We start from the raw sequence: 19255 nt of genomic DNA on the forward strand, positions 1-19255 counted from the left end.
CTGCGGGACGCCGGCACGTACGCCCGTCTCCACCTCCTGGGCCCGAACCCATTTGAGCAGCGAATGCGGCGAGCAGCCGATCTTGGGCGCAATCGATGTGACCGCAGCCCACTGCGACGCGTACTCGTCGCGGTGCTCCTGGAGCAGGCGCACGGCCCGCTCACGGATCTCAGGGGAAAATTTGGTTTGATTGTTGACCATGACTCCATTCTCTCAAAGCTCGGAGCCTCCTCAAAACCCGGGGTGATTCAATACCCTGGTATTGGGCCGCCTGGTCGACAAGGTCCTGACGCCAGAACGCGTGACCACCGTTCTGAAGGCATGGCTGACAGAACAGGCGAGGCGGGCCACCACGGCCACCAATACTCTCAAGCACCTGGAAAAGGCGTTGAAGGCTGCCGAAGACGGTCTGAACAACCTGTATGACGCCATCGAAAAGGGCGTGGTGATGCTGGACTCGACCTTCCAGGCCCGGATCAACCGGCTGAAGGATGAGCGCGAGAAGATTCTGATGGAAATGACCAATGCACGACGTGATATGCCATCGCCCAAACGGGTCTCACCCAAGCAGATCGCCTACGCCTGCGAGCAGATGCGCAAGATGCTGCTGGATCCGGCCAAGGGGTATGGCAAGCAGCTGCTACGGTTGTTGGTATCGGAGATCCAGGTCAAGCCTGGGTCTCTGGAAATGACAGGCGGCAGCGCCAATCTGGAGCGTGCCGTGGGGGAACTCAATCTGGGGGCTGGGTTACAGGTGCCCAGCCTCATGCATACATGGCGCGCCCGACAGGAATCGAACCTGTATCAGAAGCTTCGGAAACTCCTATTCTATCCATTGAACTACAGGCGCACAGTCTGCCGGCGCGGAGCCGGCCAGTCGGCCTGGGCTTGCCCCGGAGGGCCTGCGCAGGCGCCCGCGTCATTGCGGCACGGGGACGCCATTGTATCGTGTTTGCGCATCCGGCGCTGTCCGGGGCACCCGCAACCGGCACGCAACACCCGGCATCCGGCGCGACCGCAGCCCGCGCGCGCCCACATCCACCATGCAGCCGCCCGGGCCAATCGTTATAATCTTCGGTTGAAGCCTGTACGAACGATTACCAGGATCCCAACATGAGCCTCCCCGAAAACGACCACGGACACGAAAGCGCCATCAAGACCCCGCGTCAGCTGCTGATCACCGTCATCCTGGCCTTCCTGATCCCGATCGCGATCATCATCCTGCTGGTCAATCTGGTCGGCTCTTCCATCCGCACGGGGGCCGGTTCCGACAGCCAGTCCGGCGAAGCCATCGCCCGCCGCATTCAGCCCGTGGCCGGATTCAAGCTCGTTGACGCCGATGCGCCCAAGGTCTTCAAGACCGGCGAACAGGTCTTCCAGTCCACCTGTTCGGCCTGCCATGGCACGGGCGTGGCGGGCGCGCCCAAATTCGGCGACAAGGACGCCTGGGCAAAATTCATCAAGCAAGGCTACGAGGACCTGGTCAAGAACGCCATCCATGGCATCGGCGCCATGCCCCCCAAAGGCGGCAACGCCTCGCTGGACGACTTCGAGGTCGCCCGCGCCGTGGTCTACATGACCAACAAATCGGGCGCCAATTTCGACGAACCCAAGGAACCCGCGGGCGGAGACGCCGACAAGTCCGCCGCCGGCGCCGAAGCGGCCAAGCCTGCCGCCGCCGAGCCCGCCGCCGCGACCGCTCCGGCCAAACCCGTCACCGAGCCCAAACCCGCCGCAGCGCCGGCCGAGGCCCAACCCCAGGCCGCCGCCCCCGCCGCGCAGGCGTCCGCCGGCAACGCCGTGGGCGAAAAACTCTACAAATCGGTCTGCATCACCTGCCACTCCGTCGGTCTGGCAGGCGCGCCCAAATTCGGCGACAAGGCCTCCTGGGATCCCTTCATCAAGACGGGCATGGACGCCATGCTGAAAAACGCCATTTCCGGTATCGGCGCCATGCCGCCGCGCGGAGGGTCGCAAGCCACCGACGACGAGCTCAAGGCCGCCATCCAGTACATGGTGGACGCGGCAAAATAACGCGTCAGCCACGCGCCGGACGCACCGCCCGGCCCCGGCCCGCGCAGGCCGGATCCGCCTGGTTTCAAGCGGAAAACCGCACCCCGGATGCTGGACATCGATCCAGGCGCCGGGGTGTTTTTCATGGAGCCCCTCTTGAACGTGGCCGGGTATTCCGCACCATCTGCCAGCCGGCCTTTTTTCAAACGATCGTTTGATTTAGAATGAGGCACAACCCGGCGGATCAGCCGGGGCCGTCCGCCTCGCGGCGTCGGCGGGCAGCCGCCCGACCGTCCCGCCCAGGCGGCCTCATGCCCACGCGGAGACAAATCCTCATGCCCCACCCCCTCGTCACGGCCCTGCACCAGTCCATGACGCTGCCCGTCATGGCTGCGCCCATGTTCATCCTTTCGAACCCGGATCTGGTGGTCGCCCAGTGCGCCAGCGGCATCATCGGCTCGATGCCGGCGCTCAACGCGCGCCCTCAGGAAAAGCTGGACGAATGGCTGACGCAGATCGAGACCCGGCTGGCGGACCTGCGCGCCGCCGATCCAGCCCGGCCGATTCCGCCCTACGCCATCAATCACATCATCCATCAGTCCAACGACCGGTTGCCGCACGATCTGGAGGTCTGCGCCGCGCACCGTGTGCCGCTCATCATCACCAGCCTGCGCGCACCCAACCAGGTGGTGGACACGATCCACGGCTGGGGCGGCAAGGTCTTTCACGATGTCACCACGCTGCGCCATGCGCAAAAAGCCCTGGACGCCGGCGTCGACGGCCTGATCCTGGTGTGCGCGGGCGCGGGCGGACACGCCGGTACGCTGTCGCCCTTTGCCCTGCTGGGCGAGGTGCGGCGCATCTTCGACGGTCCGATCTGCCTGTCGGGCGCGATCAGCCAGGGACAGGACATCCTGGCCGCGCGCGCCATGGGTGCCGATTTTGCCTACATCGGCACACGCTTCATCGCCAGCACCGAAGCCAACGCTCAGCCCGAATACAAGCAGATGGTCGTCGACACGGCCGCCACCGACATCGTCTATACCCCGTATTTCACCGGCATCCCGGGCAACTATCTGAAACCCTGCGTGCGCAACATCGGGCTGGACCCCGATCACCTGCCCGCCGCTCAGGGCACGAACTTTGGCAGCGGCAGCAAGAAAGCCTGGCGCGATGTCTGGGGCGCGGGCCAGGGCGTGGGCAACATCGATGCTGTGCGGCCCACCGCCGACATCGTCGCCCGCCTGCGCGACGAATACCGCACAGCCGCGCAGGCGCTGCTGCGCGGCGCGTTTGTCGAAGAGGTCCGTGCATGATCCGCGTCCAGCGCCAGGGCGCCCTCCTGGAGATCCTCATCGACCGGCCGCAACGGCGCAACGCCCTGACCGATGCCATGTACCGCGACATCGAACGCGCCCTGCGCGAGGCCGACGAGGACCGGACCTGCGCGGCCGTGATCCTGCACGGTGCGGGCGGCCATTTCACCGCCGGCAACGACCTGGCCGAATTCCAGATGCCGCAGGACAGCCGCGATGTGGGTTCGATCGCCTTCCTGCATACCCTGGCATCCGTGGATGTGCCGGTCATCGCGGCCGTCCAGGGGCAGGCTATCGGCGTCGGCGTCACGCTGCTGCTGCATTGCGATTTTGTCTTTGCCGCCCCCGATGCCGCATTCCGCCTGCCCTTCGTGCCCCTGGGCCTGTGCCCGGAGGGCGCCTCAAGCCTGCTGCTGCCCCGGCTCGCAGGCGATCGCCGCGCCGCACAGTGGCTGCTGAACGCCGGCCCCTTTGACGCCGCAGAAGCCCTGGCGGGCCAGTTGCTGACCGCCGTGTCCGACAACCCGGTTGCCGCAGCGCAAGCCTGCGCGCAATCGCTGACCGCGCAGCCCGTCGCCGCCCTGCGCGCCAGCAAGCGCCTGCTGCGCGAGCCGGGACGCGCCGAGGTCCATCGCGTCCTGGACGCCGAGGCCACCATGTTCTTCGAGCGCCTGAAATCCCCCGAGGCCCAGGCCGCCTTCCAGCAGTTCTTTACCCGCAAAGGGTAACCACGACCGACAGCCGGCCCGTCCCTCTGTCGGTCGATGGACGGGCCGGAACCTCAATCCCACCCGCGCCCCGAACTGGAACCTCAGTCTCACCGGCCACGAGAGCCGGGAGGATGGCGCGCGTTTGTTGTTTTCCAGCGACGGTAACGGGTCTTTTTAATCAATCAGGGTTTTCCCCTATCTTTTGATTAGGGTTTACCCTATACTTATTCCTGTTGAAATCTGAAGCTTCTGAAACAGGAGTCAGTCATGTACACCACTCAAACCCCGAACCTGCTGTCCGACGCACTCGAACGCGCCTACAGCCTCTCCGCCCTGAGCGCCTCCGAGCCCCTTTCCCTGGGCAAGGCCGCTCGCACCCTGGGCCGCACGATTGGCCGCGGCGCCGCCGCCACGGGCCGCTTCATCGCCAGCGTGATCAACGCCCAGGCCGAAGCCCGCGCCCGCGACATGCGCTACAGCCGCACGCCCTGGTAAGCCGATGGCAGGCGCCGCCGGCGTCTGTCACACGCACTGAGCCAGAACCCCATCCCCTGGAGGGGGTTCTGTGTTTCGCACGCCGCATCAACAACCACCGCGCATCAAAGGCCCGACCGGACTTTTATCCGGCCCGACCGGGTTTGATCGGGCTGCCACCGGAGCCCTGCCGGACTTTTACCGGGCTTTCAGCAGGGCCTTCAGCCGGTCCAGCGTCCGGTCCGGATCGGTATCGCCGACCGGCCGGGGCGCCTGAGCCTGCAATCCCATCTCGGCGATAAAGCGCGACGGTTCGCCCATCACGTCCTCACGGCCCCGCCGCCGCTTTCGGCACCAGCTGATCCGCAGCGTGCGCTGCGCGCGCGTGATGCCCACGTACATCAGACGCCGCTCCTCCTCGATGCGGCGCGCCCGGGCCGCGACCGCCGCCTCGCTGACATCCCCCTCGTCATCGCCGCCCCGGTGCGGCAGCAACCCCTCCTCGACCCCGATCAGATAGACATGGGGGTATTCCAGTCCTTTGGACGCATGCAGGGTGGACAGCTTCACCGCATCGGGCTCCTCGTCGTCGGCGCGCTCCAGCATGGTGACCAAGGCCACATGCTGCACCAGCTCCAGCAGCGTCATGTCGTCCTCATCAGCCTTGCGCTTGAGCCATTCCAGCAATTCCAGCACATTGGCCCAGCGGGCCTGCGCCTGACGCTCGTCCAGCGTATCGTACAGATGGCGCTCATAGTCCATGGCCGCCAGCAGATCATCCAGCACCCGGGCGGCGCCCTCTTCCCGCCGCCCATCGATGCCCGTGACCGCGCCTGGCACGACGCCCGCGCCGGGCGCCGGCGTCTCGCGGGCGGAGACGGGCCGGGACGGTTCGAGCGCAGGCGGGTCAGGATCGAATGCCGGCGGCTCGGGATCGAACGCCAGCAGTTCCCCTTGCGCCGCGGCCCCTGGCAGCGCCGGCACCGCGCCGCCGCGCTGCGCCGCGCGAGCCCGGAAATGATCCACCAGACGGACGAATCCGTGCACGGCCTCGCGCTGCCGGGCCGTCGGCAGGACGGCCTCGGACACATCGGTCGCCACCGCGTACAGAGAGACCCCCTGACGGGCCGCCTCCGCGCCCAGCGCCTGCAACGTCCCCTGGCCGATCCCGCGCCGGGGGGTGGTCGCGGCCCGGATGAAGGCCGGGTCCTCGTCCTCGTTGGCAATCAAGCGCAGCCATGCCAGCACATCGCGGATCTCGGCCTTGTCAAAAAAACTCTGCCCGCCCGACACCGTATAGGGAATCCGCAGCGTGCGCAGCGCCTGTTCCATGATCCGGGCCTGATGGTTGCCCCGGTACAGCACGGCAAAATCCTTCCACTGGGCCTGGCGCTCGAAACGCGCCGCCGACAGCCGCATGGCGATGGATTCGGCCTCGGCCAGATCGGAATCCATGGGCGTGACCACGATGGGCTCGCCCGTCCCCAGTTCCGACCACAGCGTCTTGTCGAAGGTCTTGGGATTGTGGCCGATCACCCGGTTGGCCGCCGCCAGAATGGATTGCACCGAACGGTAATTCTGTTCCAGCTTGATCAGCCGCAGCGCCGGATAGTCGCGCGCCAGCTGGGCCAGATTTTCCACCGTGGCGCCGCGCCAGGCGTAGATCGCCTGATCGTCATCGCCCACCGCCGTGAACATGGCCCTGTCTCCGCACAGCAAGCGCACCAATTGATACTGACAGGCATTGGTGTCCTGGTACTCGTCCACCAGCAGATACAGGATGCGCGCCTGCCAGCGCGCGCGCACCGTCTCGTCGGTCGCCAGGATCCGCGCGGGCAACCGGATCAGATCGTCGAAATCCACCGACTGATACGCGCGCAGGGTCGCCTCGTAGCTGCGGTAGATGCGCACCGCCTCGGCCTCGTCGGGCCCCTGGGCGACCCGTGCCGCACCGTCCGGATCCAGCAAGGCGTTTTTCCACAGCGAAATCGTCTGCTGCACGGCCCGCAGGCGGCCCCGGTCGGTCGTAGCCAGCAGTTCCTGGACAATGCCCTGGGTGTCCGTCGCATCCAGGATCGAAAAACCGCGCTTGAGGCCGACGCGGGCATATTCCTCGCGCAGGAACCGCAGCCCCAGGGAATGAAAAGTCCCCACCGTCAGCCCGCGCAACAGCCTCGTGTCCACCAGATCGCGGACCCGCTCGTTCATTTCACGCGCCGCCTTGTTGGTAAAGGTGAGCGCCACCACGTGACGGGCCTGATAACCGCATTCGCGCAGCAGATAGGCCATTTTCTGCGTGATGACGCGGGTCTTGCCGCTGCCCGCGCCGGCCAGCACCAGACACGGCCCGTCCAGATACAGCACGGCCTCGCGCTGGCGCGCGTTGAGTCCCTGCGCCAGGGTGGACCCCGGCGTCACGGCGTCAGATCTCCTGGGGATCGATCTCGATCCCCCAATGCAGCACCACGCCCCGGGCGGTCTCGTCCAGGCCGGGCAGCAGCGCCCGCAGCAGCCGGTGCAGCGCCATGCGCGTGTCCGATTCGAACAGCAACTGGGCGCGCTCGACCCGCGCCACGCGCACGATGCGAAGCGGCACCGGATCGTGGATCCGCACGCCAGCAGCCTCGGGCAGCGACTGCGCACGGGCGCGCGCCGCCGCCAGGAAATCCAGCGCATCGCGCACCTGCGCCGCCTGCGCCGTCAACAACGCCTGACTGGAAAACGGCGGCAGCCCGAGGTCCCGGCGCTCCGCCAGCGCATAGTCCGCGAAACGCGCGTAGTCATGGCGCAACAGCGCCTGATAGACTGCCTGCTCTGGATAGTCGGTCTGCACGATCACCTGGGCGCCGCCCTGGCGCCGTCCCGCGCGGCCGGCCACCTGCATCAGCTGCGCGAACAGCCGCTCCGGCGCGCGGAAATCCTGGGAAAACAGCATCGCATCGGCGTTCAGAACGCCGACCAGACCCAGACGGGCAAAATCATGTCCCTTGGACACCATCTGCGTGCCGACCAGAATGTCGGCCTCGCCGGCGTGCGCCCGGGCGAACAGCGCCTCGGCGCTGCCCTTGCGGCGCGTGGCATCGGCATCGATGCGCAGGATGCGGGCGCCGGGAAAACGCTCCGCCAGGAATTCCTCGATCCGCTGCGTCCCCCGTCCCATGGGTTGAATGTCCTGATCACCACACTCGGGGCAGGCGCGCGGCGGCGGCATGGCATCGCCGCAATGGTGGCACTGCAGCACGTGACGCCCGCCCAGCCGGTGCAGCACCATGTGCGCCGTGCAGCGCCGGCACTGGCTGACCCAGGCGCAGGAAGCGCAGCGCAGCACCGGGGCATAGCCACGCCGGTTGAGGAACACCAGGCTCTGCCCGCCCTGCGACAGCCGTGCCTCCAGTGCATCCAGCAACTGCGGCGTGAAACCCTGCTCCAATCGGGCGCGGCGCGTGTCCACCAGGCGGATGTCCGGCAACGGCTGCGCCTGAGCGCGTTCCGGCAACGACAGCAACCGGTAATCCCCGGCCTGCGCATGACGCCAGGTCTCCAGTGACGGAGTCGCGGAACCCAGTACCACCGGGATGCCCAGGTCGTGACCGCGCCACACCGCCAGATCGCGGGCCGAATAGCGCAAACCGTCCTGCTGCTTGTAGGACGCATCGTGCTCCTCGTCGACCACGATCAGGCCCAGACGCGGCAGCGGCGCGAACAGCGCCAGGCGCGTGCCCAACAGGATATCGGCCTGCCCGCGCGACGCCCGCAGCCAGGCGCGCAGGCGATCCCCCTCCGACAGGCGGCTATGGATCACCGCCAGCCGGTCGCCCAGGCGCATGCGCACGCTGTTTTCCAGCTGCGGCGTCAGATTGATTTCCGGCACCAGCAGCAGCACCTGCCGACCCGCCTTCAGCACCTGGCGGGCGAGGCGCAAATACAGTTCGGTCTTGCCGCTGCCCGTCACCCCGTGCAACAGCGCCACTCCGGCGCCGGATGCCGCCAAATCGCGCAGCCCCTCCAGCGCGCGGGCCTGGGCATCCGTCAGGGACGGCATCGCGCCGTCCCGCGCCTGCGCGTCCCTGGACGGTTCCGTCCCGCCTTCCTCCGGTTTCCCGCGCCCGCCTCGCGACAGCCCGGGCCGCCGATCGGCCCGGCACACCGGCCCGCCCGCCGAGCGCGCGCCGGTATAGGCGGCAGGCTTGCGTAAAGGAGGCGGCAGCACCGGCAGCGCCACCTCGCCCAGCGGACGGTGGTAATAATGCGCGGCAAATTCCACCAGCCGCAGCCAGTCGTCCGGCATGGGCGGCAGATCGTCCAGCATCGCCTCGATCGGTCGCACCCGGTCAGCGGCCACGCCGGGCGCGCTGCGCACAGCCCACACCATGCCCACCATCGCCCGCCGGCCGAACATCACCCGCACGCGCACCCCGGGCGCCACAGGCCGATCGTGAGCATAATCGAACAGGCCCGGCAGGGGCACATCCAGGGCCACCGCCAGATAGACCGTTGCCGCCGCCGCAGCCCCGCCAGCCGCATCCGCAGGCCGTTTCACCGGCATGACCGCTCTGCTGCCGCCTGATCGCGCACAGCCTGTGGATAACTTTGTGGAGAATCGCAGCGCGGAGGGGTCAGCACAATGTCGGTGAAATGGTCAAGTGTCTTACGAAATTATGACAAAGGCTAATTTTCACAATAAAAACAATGATTTGGGAAACATAGCGAGAGTCTTTCTTCAATACTCAGCGTAAACCCTGATTCAGAATTTGTTTGTGCATAAAACACTTCTTCAGAAGCCGCCGCAGCCCGCGCCAGACGGCGCTCTTGCGCCCGAACAAACCGTTCCGCCCCGGTTTCCGGATGCCGTGCCGCGAAAAACCCCGGCACCCCACGCATCCGGATCACATCCTCGCGGCAGACCGGCGCACCCGCGCGACCAAACCTCCGGCGTCAGCCTGCATGATACGCGCGGCTGGCCGCATGCACCTCATCGACCAGGACAGACACGGCCTCGGGCGGCGTATGCTGAGAAATCCCGTGCCCCAGGTTGAAGACATGCCCGCCGGCGCCGACGATCCCGAAATCGGCCAGCACCCGCCGCACTTCGGCGCGGATCGCCGCCTCACCGCCAAACAGCGTCATGGGATCCAGGTTCCCCTGCAACGCCACCCGGTCTCCCATCCGGCGCCGGGCGGCCGCCAGACTCGCTGTCCAGTCCAATCCCACGGCATCGCATCCGCTGTCGATCACATCCTCGATCCACTGCCCCCCGCCCTTGGTAAAGACGATGACCGGCACGCGCCGGCCGTCATGCTCGCGGATCAGGCCATCGAGTACCTGCCGGGTGTAGGCCAGGGAAAACTGCTGGAACAGGCCGTCGGCCAGCACGCCGCCCCAACTGTCGAACACCATCACGGCCTGTGCGCCAGCCTGGATCTGGGCGTTCAGGTAAGCCTGCACCGCCTGCGCATTGACCGACAGGACGTGGCGCAGCAGATCGGGCCGCTGGTAGAGCAGCGTCTTGATCCGCCGGTAATCCGGGCTGCCCTGGCCTTCCACCATATAGCAGGCCAGCGTCCAGGGGCTGCCCGAAAAGCCGATCAGCGGCACCGCGCCGGCCAGCTCCCGGCGGATCAACGTCACCGCGTCGAACACGTAGCGCAAGCGGTCCAGGTCAGGAACCTGCAATGCCTGAATGGCGGCCTCGTCGCGCAGCGGCCGTTCGAACCGGGGGCCTTCGCCCGCGACGAATCGCAGTCCCAGGCCCATCGCATCCGGGACCGTCAGAATGTCGGAAAACAGGATGGCCGCATCCAGCTCGAAACGCCGCAGCGGTTGCAGCGTCACCTCGCAGGCGTATTCCGGATTCTGGGCCAGCCCCATGAATGACCCGGCCCGCGCCCGGGTCTGATTGTATTCCGGCAGATAGCGCCCCGCCTGGCGCATCATCCACAGCGGCGTATAGGCCACAGGCTGACGCAACAGCGCGCGCAGGAAGGTGTCGTTTTTCAATTCTGGCACAGCGAGTCCTAGGAGAACAGCACGGGATCCGCGGCGCGTGTCCCGTTGGATTGGCGTATGCGCCCGGACGCGGGACGCGGCGTCCGCCGGACCGGGCGATCGTCCCTGCGGGACATTGCCGGAATTTTACCCGGCCCCGGGGATTGCAGCCCCGAACGGCCAATAATTGATAATTATCATTCTCATTTAGATCGCGCCCCTCGTAAGGTACGTTCGAAAATCGTGCGCCGGTTTTGCCGGTGCGCGGCGACCTTCCGACTCTTTCAGTGGCCCTCATCATGACCTTCAAGGAAACAGTGACCACCCGGCATCCTGCCCGGCAGCCCGTCCCGACCGCGCTCTTCGCCTCGTTGTGCCTGGCCATCGGCGCCTCCGTCCCCGCTTTCGCGCAGGGCGTCGCGCAGACCAGCACCACGCAGACCGCCGCCGGGCAGGATGCGGACGACAAACAGACAAAAGCCAGGGCCAAGACCGACGGCGTCAAATCGCTCACGCCGGTCCAGGTCCGGGGCCTGCGGGATCTGGACAGCCAGGGACACGAGAACGTCTACCGCAAGAACGTCACCAACCTCTACACCGACCGCAAGGAACTGGACCGCTTCCAGACCACCAATCCGGCCGACGTGTTCAAGGGCATGAACGGCGTCTACAGCATGGACTCGCGCAACGGCGCCTCGATCACCCCGAACATCCGGGGCCTGTCGGGCGAAGGTCGGGTGCCACTGACGGTGGACGGCACCGAGCAGTCCGTCAACGTCTGGCTGCAGGTCTACGGGGCCGGCAACCGCAACTACGTGGACCCCGCCCTGTTCCGCAGCATCGAGGTGGAAAAGGGCCCGTCGCTCTCCCGGGGCATCAAGAGCGGCATCGGCGGCGCGGTGAACGTGCGCACCATCAACCCGTCCGACATCATCCCCGACGGCGACAGCCTGGGCCTCGAGGTCAAGCTGGAGACCTCCGGCAACACCATCGCGCCCGCCGTCGACGCCAACAGCTATTTCGGCAAGGACTATCGCACGATCCCCGGCGCCGAACTCGGCTCGGACTATAACGTCAACATTCCCCAGCCCGTGCCGCGCACCCGCCGCAGCGGGGACAACATGAATTTCCAGGACCGGAATTTCATGTTCGCCATCGCGGGACGCAACGACCACACCGATGCCCTGCTGGCCTACAGCTACCGGAAGCGGGGCAACTATTTTGCCGGCAAGCGCGGCGCCGACACCTACACCGACAATGATGCGTATGCCGTCGACACGTCGGCCTATTTCCCCAATCTGACCAAGCTCTATCACCCCGGCAACGAGGTGCTGAGCACATCCAGCAAGACTGAAACCCTGTTGATCAAGAACAACTGGTACCTGCCGTACGACCAGAAGATCGGCCTGAGCTTCATGCGCACCGACCTCGATTTCGCGGAAACCTCGGTCGGCCAGTCGAACGTGCTGATGGGTCTGACCGAAGAATTGTCCAACTCCCCGCAAGGGCTGCCTGGCCAGCTCGTCGCCGAATACCTGATGAATCTCTACGTCGAACAGGGCAGCGTCTGGCTGACCCTGCCATCGCGCCACCGCGTGCTGGCGCGGCAGTTGAACATGACCCCGGAAAACCTGTCCCGCATGTTGGGCGCCTTTCGCCGCGAGGGACTGATCGGCGGACGCAACCGCGAACTGGTTCTGCTCGACGTGGAGGCCCTGTGCCGCCAGGCCCGACTGCCGCCGCCCGATCACAAGCGGCAGGTGCCGTCCTCGGCTTTCCCGCAGGATGACACGCTGTTCAGCTGCTGCACCCTGCACTAGGATCTGTTCACGCGCGACAATCCGTGCCGGCTGCCCTCAGCAATCCGATTCCGGTCCCGTGAACGGGCTGGGCGTCTTGCCGACGGGTTCCGCGCAGCCCGCACGTCCGTCAGCGCGCGGCCCCGCCAGCACCGGCCAGGCATGCCACAGATAGGCCGCATAGGTGCCCGCCCACATCAGACCGGCACCCAGCACCAGTCCACCGGCCCAGGTCCCCAACGCCGGCAATCCGGCTGCCGCGCGCGCCAGGGCCGCTGCCGCCAGCGCGCCCGCCGCGACCAGCAGCCAGGGCCGGCGGTCCAGCCACAATCCCGAGTGAATCCGCCCCGCCAGGCTCATGATGGTAAAGACCGACAGCCCCATCGCGCCCGCCGTCAGCAGATGACGGCCCACCGATGCCGGCCACAGTCCCAGCAGCCAGGACAGCCCCATGGCGCCGTAGCCCAGAGCGATCAACCAGAAGCAGGCATACAGCATCATTGCCCAGCGCGTGAACAGAGATCGCCCGACATGCCAGTCATTGAGCATGTTCAGCACCGCCGCGCTGACGGCCAGCGCCGTCCAGCCGGCCACGGGCCCGGCGCCCAGCCCCCTCTGCGCCGCGCTGCACAGCACGATCGTGAAAACCGCCAGATAGCGCCGTGGCGGCCGGGCCAGATAATCATCCGAAGGCGGCGGCGCGCCCGGGCGTCCAGCCTCGATGTAGCCATTGAGCACGCTCATCGAAACCCGGCTGCCCGCCAGCAGGATCAGGATCATCGTCATGTCGATCGCGCCATACAGCCAGACCAGCCCGACGCCGTCCGTGAACAGCGCGACGAAGAAACCGGCCTGCATCAGCAACAGGCCGCCCAGGGTCCAGGCAAAACCCATATGCGCGCGGCGCGCATCACGCCACAACGCGGGCGTCAGATATGCCAGCAGAAGCGCCGTGAACAGCAGGTTGGGCGCCGCCGCCAGCGCAACTGCCACGCCCGGCGGCAGCCACTGGCCCAGCGCATAGGCCACGCGGGCCGCCAGCCACAGCGCGGTCAGTCCCATCAACGGCCGCGCGGTGAAAGGCGCGGCGCCGGTGAACTCAGGCACGGCGGTCAGCAGAAAACCCGCAGCCGCAGCCAGACCGAATCCGAACACCAGCTCGTGCGCATGCCAGGCCAGCACACCGCCCGGCGGCATCCAGCCCGACAGCCCCGCGCCGCTGAGGACCAGCAGCCAAATGCCCAGAAAGCCGACCGCGCCCGCCGCCGTCAGCACAAAAAACGGCCGGAACCCGCAGGACCACAAGGGAGAGGACATCAGCGTCTCGCCACGGACACTCATGGCGGGACCCGCCATGTCCCGACCCGCCATGTCATGACCTGTCATGTCATGCGCGGCCATGTCACGCGCCGTCATGTCGCGACCCCTCATGCCCGCCCCTCTCTCACCCCGCCCTCCGGGCATCCCGCACCCGGGGCCTTCACAACCCGGGCCTCGGCATCCTGACCTCCGGCGTCCAGCGTCTCGACTGCCTGCGCCGCCAACGGCGTCAGCCCGAAGCATTCGCGCACCGGCGCCATGCCCATCAGCTCGGCCGTCGTCCGGTAAACCCAGGCATCGTCGCGCCCGGCCTGAGGCCGTCGCACAGCGAATTCACGCAACACGCGGCCTGGCGCTCCTGCCATCACGGCAATGCGATCGGCCAGCCGCACGGCTTCCATAAGGTCATGCGTGATCATCAGGACGGCGCTGCCGCCGCGCTCCACCTGTCCGCGCAGCAGCGCGTAAAGCTCCTGCTTGAGCCCCACATCCAGCGCGGCAAAAGGTTCATCGAGCAGCAGCAGCTCGGGCGACACCGCCAACGCGCGACCCAGCGCCACACGACTCTGCATGCCGCCGGACAGTTCATGGGGATACTTGCGGGCGTCCTCGATGTCCAGTCCCATGCGCACGGCCCAGTCCAGGGCGCGGCGGCGACGCGCCGCCGCCGGGACGCGCAACGCCTTCATGCCCAGCGCGATATTGTCGAGAACGCGTTTCCAGGGCATCAGCCGGGGTTCCTGAAACACACAGCCGATCCCCCGGAACGTGGACCGGACGCGCCCCTCGGACGGCTCGATCAGGCCAGCGACGATATGCAGCAACGTGCTCTTGCCACAGCCCGAGGGGCCGACCAGCGCCAGGGTCTCGCCCGCGCGCAAGTCCAGGTCCACCCCCGACAGCACCGGCGTCAGACCGTAGCGGTGACCCAGGTGGCGAATCATCAAGGCATTCATGAGCGGAGACCTCGCATGACACAGAGGCCTGGCCTGCGCACCGAGCACGTCCGGGAGCGCACACGGAGACGATCCCGCCCCCTCATCCGGCGTCCGCCATGCGCCAGCGTTCGAGGCGGCGCTTGAGCGGTTCCAGCAACAGGTATTCGAGGCTCAGCAACAGGCCCAGCACCGCCACGACCCAGCCCAGCGATCCGGCCATGTCCAGCTGGGCGCGCGACACGGCCAGCGCGGCCCCCGCGCCATCCGAGGTCGCCAGCAATTCGGCCATCACCACGACCTTCCAGGAGATGCCCAGGGCCGTGATCCAGGCCGGCAGCAGATACGACACCACATGCGGCAGATGCACGTCGAGCAGCGTCGTCCACCAGGACAGCCGGTAGACCCGCGCCACGTCGGTGAGCTGGCCGTCCAGCGTGCGCGCGCCCTGCATCGCACCGGCGAAGACGATCGGGAAACAGGCCACGGCCACGGTGAACACCGGCGTGGCGTCGCCCATGCCGAACCACAGCATGGCCAGCACCAGCCAGGCAATCGGCGGCATGCCGAGCAGCAGCGTCACCAGCGGACGGGACACCAGCGCCGCCGTCAGAGAACGACCCGCCAGCATGCCGAGCACACTGCCCGCGAGCACGGCCGCGCCCAGACCGGTCAACGCACGACGGGCCGAGATCCATAATTCCGGCGCGGCCAGCCCCGTGGCCAGAAGCTCGCCCAGACGACCGAACGTGGCCAGCGGCCCCGGCAGGATCAGAGGTCCGTAGTATTGCCCGCCCCATTCCCAGAGCGCGCAGAACAGCAGCAGGCTGGACACCGCGCCCCAGCCGCTCCACAGGTAGGCCAGCACCGCGCTCGCGCGTTCGGCCAGCCATCGCAGCGCCAGGACGAACCCGCCGTCGCGAGCTGCCACTGCGTGCGCCCCATCCAGGGAGTCAGGCATAGAAACCATCGTCGGGCAGCCTGCCGCCGACCAGCGCGGGCTGACCATCGAGCAGCGCGCGGAAAAAATACTCGAGTTCGGCACGGGCCTGGCGCGCATCGGCCACGTGCTCACGGGCCTGGGCGATGGAGTCCGCAATCGCATCGGGCGTCAGCATGGGGATGTGCCGTGCCACGAGCTCGCCGCACGCCTGCGGCTGCGCCAGACACCAGGCCAGCGAATCGGCATGGGCGCGCCGCACCCGCTCGGCCAGCGGCGCATTGGCATGCAGCGGCCCGACGGCCGCCAGTCCGGCCTGCGGCACCTGCGGCGCGCGATCCAGAATCCGCCCCCAGGCCTGCGACAGATCGACACCACGGTACAGCGAGGGCGCCACCACCGAAATCGGGAAGGATCGGCTCTTGCGCAACACCATCGACACCGCCGGCTCGGGCAGCAACGCATGGTCCGCGCGCCGGGTCAGCAACAACTGGATGGCATCGAACGGCGTGGGCACGTAGCGCAATGAAAAATCCCGCTTGGGATCCAGTCCCAGACGATCCGCCAGCAGACCGAACAGGATGTCGGGCATGTCCGCGCGGAACGGCATGACGATTTCCTGGCCCCGGAAGTCCGCCAGCGCGTGGCGCGATTCGTCGCGCGTCACCAGCCACAGCATGCCCCAGGTCGATACGTCGAGCAGACGCAGCGGCACCCCCTGGTTGTACAGGTTGGCCGCTACATTGGACGGCATCGCCATGAAATCCGCGCCGCCGCGCACCGCCCAGGCACGCAATTGGTCCGGGTTCTGCCACAACTGGAACCGCGTCTCCGGCGCCACGTCGTTGAGCACACCGGATTCGGCCATGTGCACCAGGGGAAAGGACACCGTCGCCGGCGGCCCCGACAACACCAATGGCCGCCCGACCGTCGCCATGGACATCTCGGATGCGGCGGATGCCCCGGATGTCGTGGGCGCCGCGACGGCCGCGAATGTCCCGGATGCCGAAGAAGCCCCGGCGGCCCGAGGTGTCGCGGACGAGCGGGCATGCGCCGTCGAAGCAGCCAGCAGCGTCAACGCAGGCGCAAGACCCAGCAGCGCACGACGTCGGCTGCCATGGACAGTCAGGCCATCGCCGGGCGGCACGGAAACAAGGGGGGAGCGGGAGAACATAGGCAGGGACCGGAACGAACCTCTCGATTGTCCGCAGGAATACTCTAAATGCAAATGATAATTATCAATCCTCTACTTTATTGTAGCGTCCGGCTGAATGGCAGGCCGGGCCGGATCGACCCGGCCTGGTCCGATGGACCGGCGCCGGTTGACCGGATCCGCGGGCCAGAGGAGACGAAAATGAGGCGGTGAAAGCCGATCGACAGGAATAAAAACCTGTTTTTCGGGTAATGGTTTACCCTTATTTTAGTCTTTTTTCATGGCTTGACAGAATTTTTACCTGCTTAAACCGGAATTTCAGGCATTTTACCTAAAGGCACAGTGTTAGCATTCGAAAAAACACTACACTCGAGGATAGCCTAATCATGGAATTTCTAAATCAACTCGTGGGGCAGATCAATGGGCTGGTCTGGGGGCCGCCGATGCTGGTCCTCATCCTGGGCACCGGCTTCTTCCTGATGGTGATCCTGAAACTGATGCCGCTGCGGCGCATCGGCACCGGCTTCGCCATGATCTGGAAAGGTCGTCGCCGCGGCGATACCGCCACGGGCGAAATCAGCCCGTTCGAGGCGTTGATGACCTGCCTGGCCGCCACTGTCGGCACCGGCAACATCGCCGGAGTTGCCACGGCCATCGCCGTCGGCGGCCCGGGCGCCCTGTTCTGGATGTGGTGCACGGCCCTGGTCGGCATGGCGACCAAATACTGCGAGGTGGTGCTGGCCGTCCATTTCCGTGAGAAGGACGACCGCGGCGAACACGCCGGCGGCCCCATGTACGCCATCAAGAACGGCCTGGGCCGCAAATGGCTGTGGCTGGGCGTGGCGTTCGCGATCTTCGGCGGCTTCGCCGGGTTCGGCATCGGCAACATGGTCCAGGTCAACAGCATGGCCCATGCGCTGGAATCCACCTTCTCCATCCCGACATGGGTGACCGGCGTGGTCACCATGGTCCTGATCGGCCTGGTGATCCTGGGCGGCATCAAGCGCATCGGCGCGGTCGCCGCTTCCCTGGTGCCCTTCATGTGCGTGGCCTACGTGCTGGCCGGCCTGTCCGTGCTGATCATCAATGCCGAGCGCATCCCCGAGGCGCTGGACCTGATCTTCACGCATGCCTTCTCGCCCATCGCCGCCACCGGTGGCTTCGCCGGCGCCGCCGTCATGGCCGCCATCCGCTACGGCGTGGCGCGCGGGATCTTCTCGAACGAGGCGGGTCTGGGTTCGGCCGGGATCGCCCAGGCTGCGGGCACCACCACCAACGCGGTGCAATCGGGCCTGATCGGCATGATGGGGACCTTCATCGACACCATCATCATCTGCAGCATCACCGGCCTGGCCATCGTGTGCTCGGGCGTGTGGAGCAGCGGCGCCAGCGGCGCGGCACTGTCGGCCAGCGCCTTCGAGGTGTCCATGCCGGGCTTCGGCGGCGCCGTCCTGAGCATCTCGCTGGTGGTGTTCGCCTTTACCACCATCCTGGGCTGGAGCTACTACGGCGAAAAATGCTGGGAATTCCTGCTGGGCACGAAATCGACCCTGCCCTACCGCATCGTCTGGGTCGTCGTGATCCCGTTCGGCGCCATCAGTCAACTGGATTTCGCCTGGCTGCTGGCCGATACCCTGAACGGCCTGATGGCGCTGCCCAACCTGATCTCGCTGATCCTGTTGAGCCCGCTGGTGGTCAAGCTGACGCGCGACTATTTCAAGGGCCTCCAGGCATCCTGATCAAGTACGCGATCTGATCCGGCCGGCAGATCCGATCCTGCCCGGTACCGACAGGCCCGGCAGCCTCCGCAAGGAAGGCCGCCGGGCCTGTCTCATTTCGAGGTCGGCGCGCCCCGATAAGGGGCGGGATCGATCTCGTGCTTGCGCATCAGGGCCCAGAATGCGCGGCGGTGTTTCTGCGCCATGCGCGCCGCCAGCGTGATGTTGCCCGCATGCCGCCCGAGCGCCGCGCGGATGTAGGCGCGTTCGAACCGGGCCACGACCTGGGATTTGGCCGCCCGGAAGGACTCCCGCGAAGTGGCCCGCTGCATGGCCACGGACACCGCATAGGCCTCCAGTTCGTTGCCGGAACGATCCAGGATCGTCTCACAGAACGCCGCCTCCGACGCCGTCACGGGAATGTCCGGCGCAATGCCGGACACAGCGCCTGGCGCGGCAGCCCCATAGACCGGCGACGACTCGGACATGCGCGCCGGCGCCAGGCGGCTGAGCGCATGATCGAGGCGGGCGCGCAGTTCCTCCGGGCAAAACGGCGGACGCATGAAATCGGTCAGCCCCAGCACCATCAGATCGCGTACCGCCTGGGCCCGCAGACCCACCGCATAGGCCAGCAGCACGGCCGGCGGCCGCCCCCCCAGGGCGGCCAGGGCCGTGCGCCAGTCGCGGATCGTGGTCTTGTCCACGTAAAGCAGACCGGCATCGTAGCGTCCCAGGGCCATGGCCGGATCGGCCAGCGCCTCGGCCGCCCCGACGCGCGGTTGACGCGGGGTGTGCAGCATCAGCCGGCCCCCCAGGTGCGGGCCGCTCAGGGCGTCTGCCCAGTCCTCTCTGCCGGGCGCCAGAATCGCGCAGTCCAGTCGTTCCCGCATCT

Annotated in this window: 14 protein-coding genes, 1 tRNA gene and 1 pseudogene; 6 read left to right on the forward strand and 10 right to left on the reverse strand. The window is 67.0% G+C overall.

Going from position 1 to position 19255, the window contains the following annotated elements:
- Nucleotides 1-201: pseudogene (locus ACK5JE_RS12670) on the reverse strand (IS3 family transposase); the annotation flags it as partial.
- Nucleotides 202-775: 574 nt separating this feature from the next.
- A tRNA-Arg gene (locus tag ACK5JE_RS12675) sits at nucleotides 776-850 on the reverse strand.
- 263 nt (nucleotides 851-1113) lie between these two features.
- Here ACK5JE_RS12675 and ACK5JE_RS12680 point away from each other — a divergent pair.
- The 4 genes from ACK5JE_RS12680 to ACK5JE_RS12695 all read left to right on the forward strand — a co-directional run bounded on the left by ACK5JE_RS12680 (nucleotide 1114) and on the right by ACK5JE_RS12695 (nucleotide 4534).
- Nucleotides 1114-2034: a c-type cytochrome gene (locus ACK5JE_RS12680; protein WP_416802060.1), complete on the forward strand. Its 921-nt coding sequence runs from the start codon at nucleotides 1114-1116 to the stop codon at nucleotides 2032-2034.
- A gap of 314 nt (nucleotides 2035-2348) precedes the next feature.
- Nucleotides 2349-3329 (forward strand): NAD(P)H-dependent flavin oxidoreductase, encoded by a 981-nt coding sequence (locus tag ACK5JE_RS12685; RefSeq protein WP_416802061.1) that lies wholly within the window; start codon nucleotides 2349-2351, stop codon nucleotides 3327-3329.
- On the forward strand, nucleotides 3326-4057 hold the full coding sequence (locus ACK5JE_RS12690) for an enoyl-CoA hydratase/isomerase family protein (RefSeq protein ID WP_416802062.1): 732 nt from the start codon (nucleotides 3326-3328) through the stop codon (nucleotides 4055-4057). Before ACK5JE_RS12685 ends, ACK5JE_RS12690 begins: the two co-directional genes overlap by 4 nt.
- A 249-nt stretch (nucleotides 4058-4306) precedes the next feature.
- Entirely contained in the window at nucleotides 4307-4534 is a 228-nt protein-coding gene (locus ACK5JE_RS12695; RefSeq protein WP_416802063.1) for a hypothetical protein, read from the forward strand.
- A gap of 177 nt (nucleotides 4535-4711) precedes the next feature.
- Here the strand turns inward: ACK5JE_RS12695 and ACK5JE_RS12700 are convergent, their stop codons facing one another.
- The 3 genes from ACK5JE_RS12700 to hemE form a co-directional block, all read right to left on the reverse strand.
- The gene (locus tag ACK5JE_RS12700; protein WP_416802064.1) at nucleotides 4712-6931 is read right to left on the reverse strand and encodes a UvrD-helicase domain-containing protein; all 2220 of its coding nucleotides are present in this window, start codon (nucleotides 6929-6931) and stop codon (nucleotides 4712-4714) included.
- A gap of 4 nt (nucleotides 6932-6935) precedes the next feature.
- Nucleotides 6936-9059, reverse strand: a complete 2124-nt coding sequence (locus ACK5JE_RS12705; protein ID WP_416802065.1) for a primosomal protein N' — start codon at nucleotides 9057-9059, stop codon at nucleotides 6936-6938.
- A 389-nt stretch (nucleotides 9060-9448) separates the two neighbouring features.
- Entirely contained in the window at nucleotides 9449-10519 is a 1071-nt protein-coding gene (gene hemE, locus ACK5JE_RS12710; RefSeq protein WP_416802066.1) for a uroporphyrinogen decarboxylase, read from the reverse strand.
- A 278-nt stretch (nucleotides 10520-10797) separates the two neighbouring features.
- Between hemE and ACK5JE_RS12715 the strand changes: the two genes are divergently transcribed.
- Complete coding sequence (locus ACK5JE_RS12715; RefSeq protein ID WP_416802067.1) at nucleotides 10798-12318, forward strand: TonB-dependent receptor plug domain-containing protein; 1521 nt, start codon at nucleotides 10798-10800, stop codon at nucleotides 12316-12318.
- A 36-nt stretch (nucleotides 12319-12354) separates the two neighbouring features.
- Here the strand turns inward: ACK5JE_RS12715 and ACK5JE_RS12720 are convergent, their stop codons facing one another.
- From ACK5JE_RS12720 to ACK5JE_RS12735, 4 genes are all read right to left on the reverse strand, one after another.
- On the reverse strand, nucleotides 12355-13713 hold the full coding sequence (locus ACK5JE_RS12720; RefSeq protein WP_416802068.1) for an NnrS family protein: 1359 nt from the start codon (nucleotides 13711-13713) through the stop codon (nucleotides 12355-12357).
- Between the two features lie 11 nt (nucleotides 13714-13724).
- A complete protein-coding gene (locus ACK5JE_RS12725) occupies nucleotides 13725-14573 on the reverse strand; it encodes an ABC transporter ATP-binding protein (protein WP_416802069.1) in 849 nt (282 codons plus the stop codon).
- An 82-nt stretch (nucleotides 14574-14655) separates the two neighbouring features.
- Nucleotides 14656-15513, reverse strand: coding sequence for an ABC transporter permease (locus tag ACK5JE_RS12730; protein ID WP_416802070.1), 858 nt, complete (start codon nucleotides 15511-15513; stop codon nucleotides 14656-14658).
- A complete protein-coding gene (locus ACK5JE_RS12735) occupies nucleotides 15506-16666 on the reverse strand; it encodes an ABC transporter substrate-binding protein (RefSeq protein ID WP_416802071.1) in 1161 nt (386 codons plus the stop codon). The genes ACK5JE_RS12730 and ACK5JE_RS12735 overlap by 8 nt, the downstream gene beginning before the upstream one ends.
- Before the next feature lie 365 nt (nucleotides 16667-17031).
- Here ACK5JE_RS12735 and ACK5JE_RS12740 point away from each other — a divergent pair, with 365 nt between their 5' ends.
- Nucleotides 17032-18384 carry an alanine/glycine:cation symporter family protein gene (locus tag ACK5JE_RS12740; protein WP_416802072.1) on the forward strand — a complete coding sequence of 451 codons (1353 nt, stop codon included), beginning with the start codon at nucleotides 17032-17034 and terminating at the stop codon, nucleotides 18382-18384.
- A gap of 92 nt (nucleotides 18385-18476) precedes the next feature.
- On the opposite strand, the gene ACK5JE_RS12745 is transcribed toward ACK5JE_RS12740, so the two are convergent.
- On the reverse strand, nucleotides 18477-19253 hold the full coding sequence (locus ACK5JE_RS12745; protein ID WP_416802073.1) for a helix-turn-helix domain-containing protein: 777 nt from the start codon (nucleotides 19251-19253) through the stop codon (nucleotides 18477-18479).
- Nucleotides 19254-19255: the final 2 nt, after the last annotated feature.

The sequence above is a fragment of the Castellaniella sp. genome (assembly GCF_047971665.1).
Lineage (GTDB): Bacteria > Pseudomonadota > Gammaproteobacteria > Burkholderiales > Burkholderiaceae_B > Castellaniella.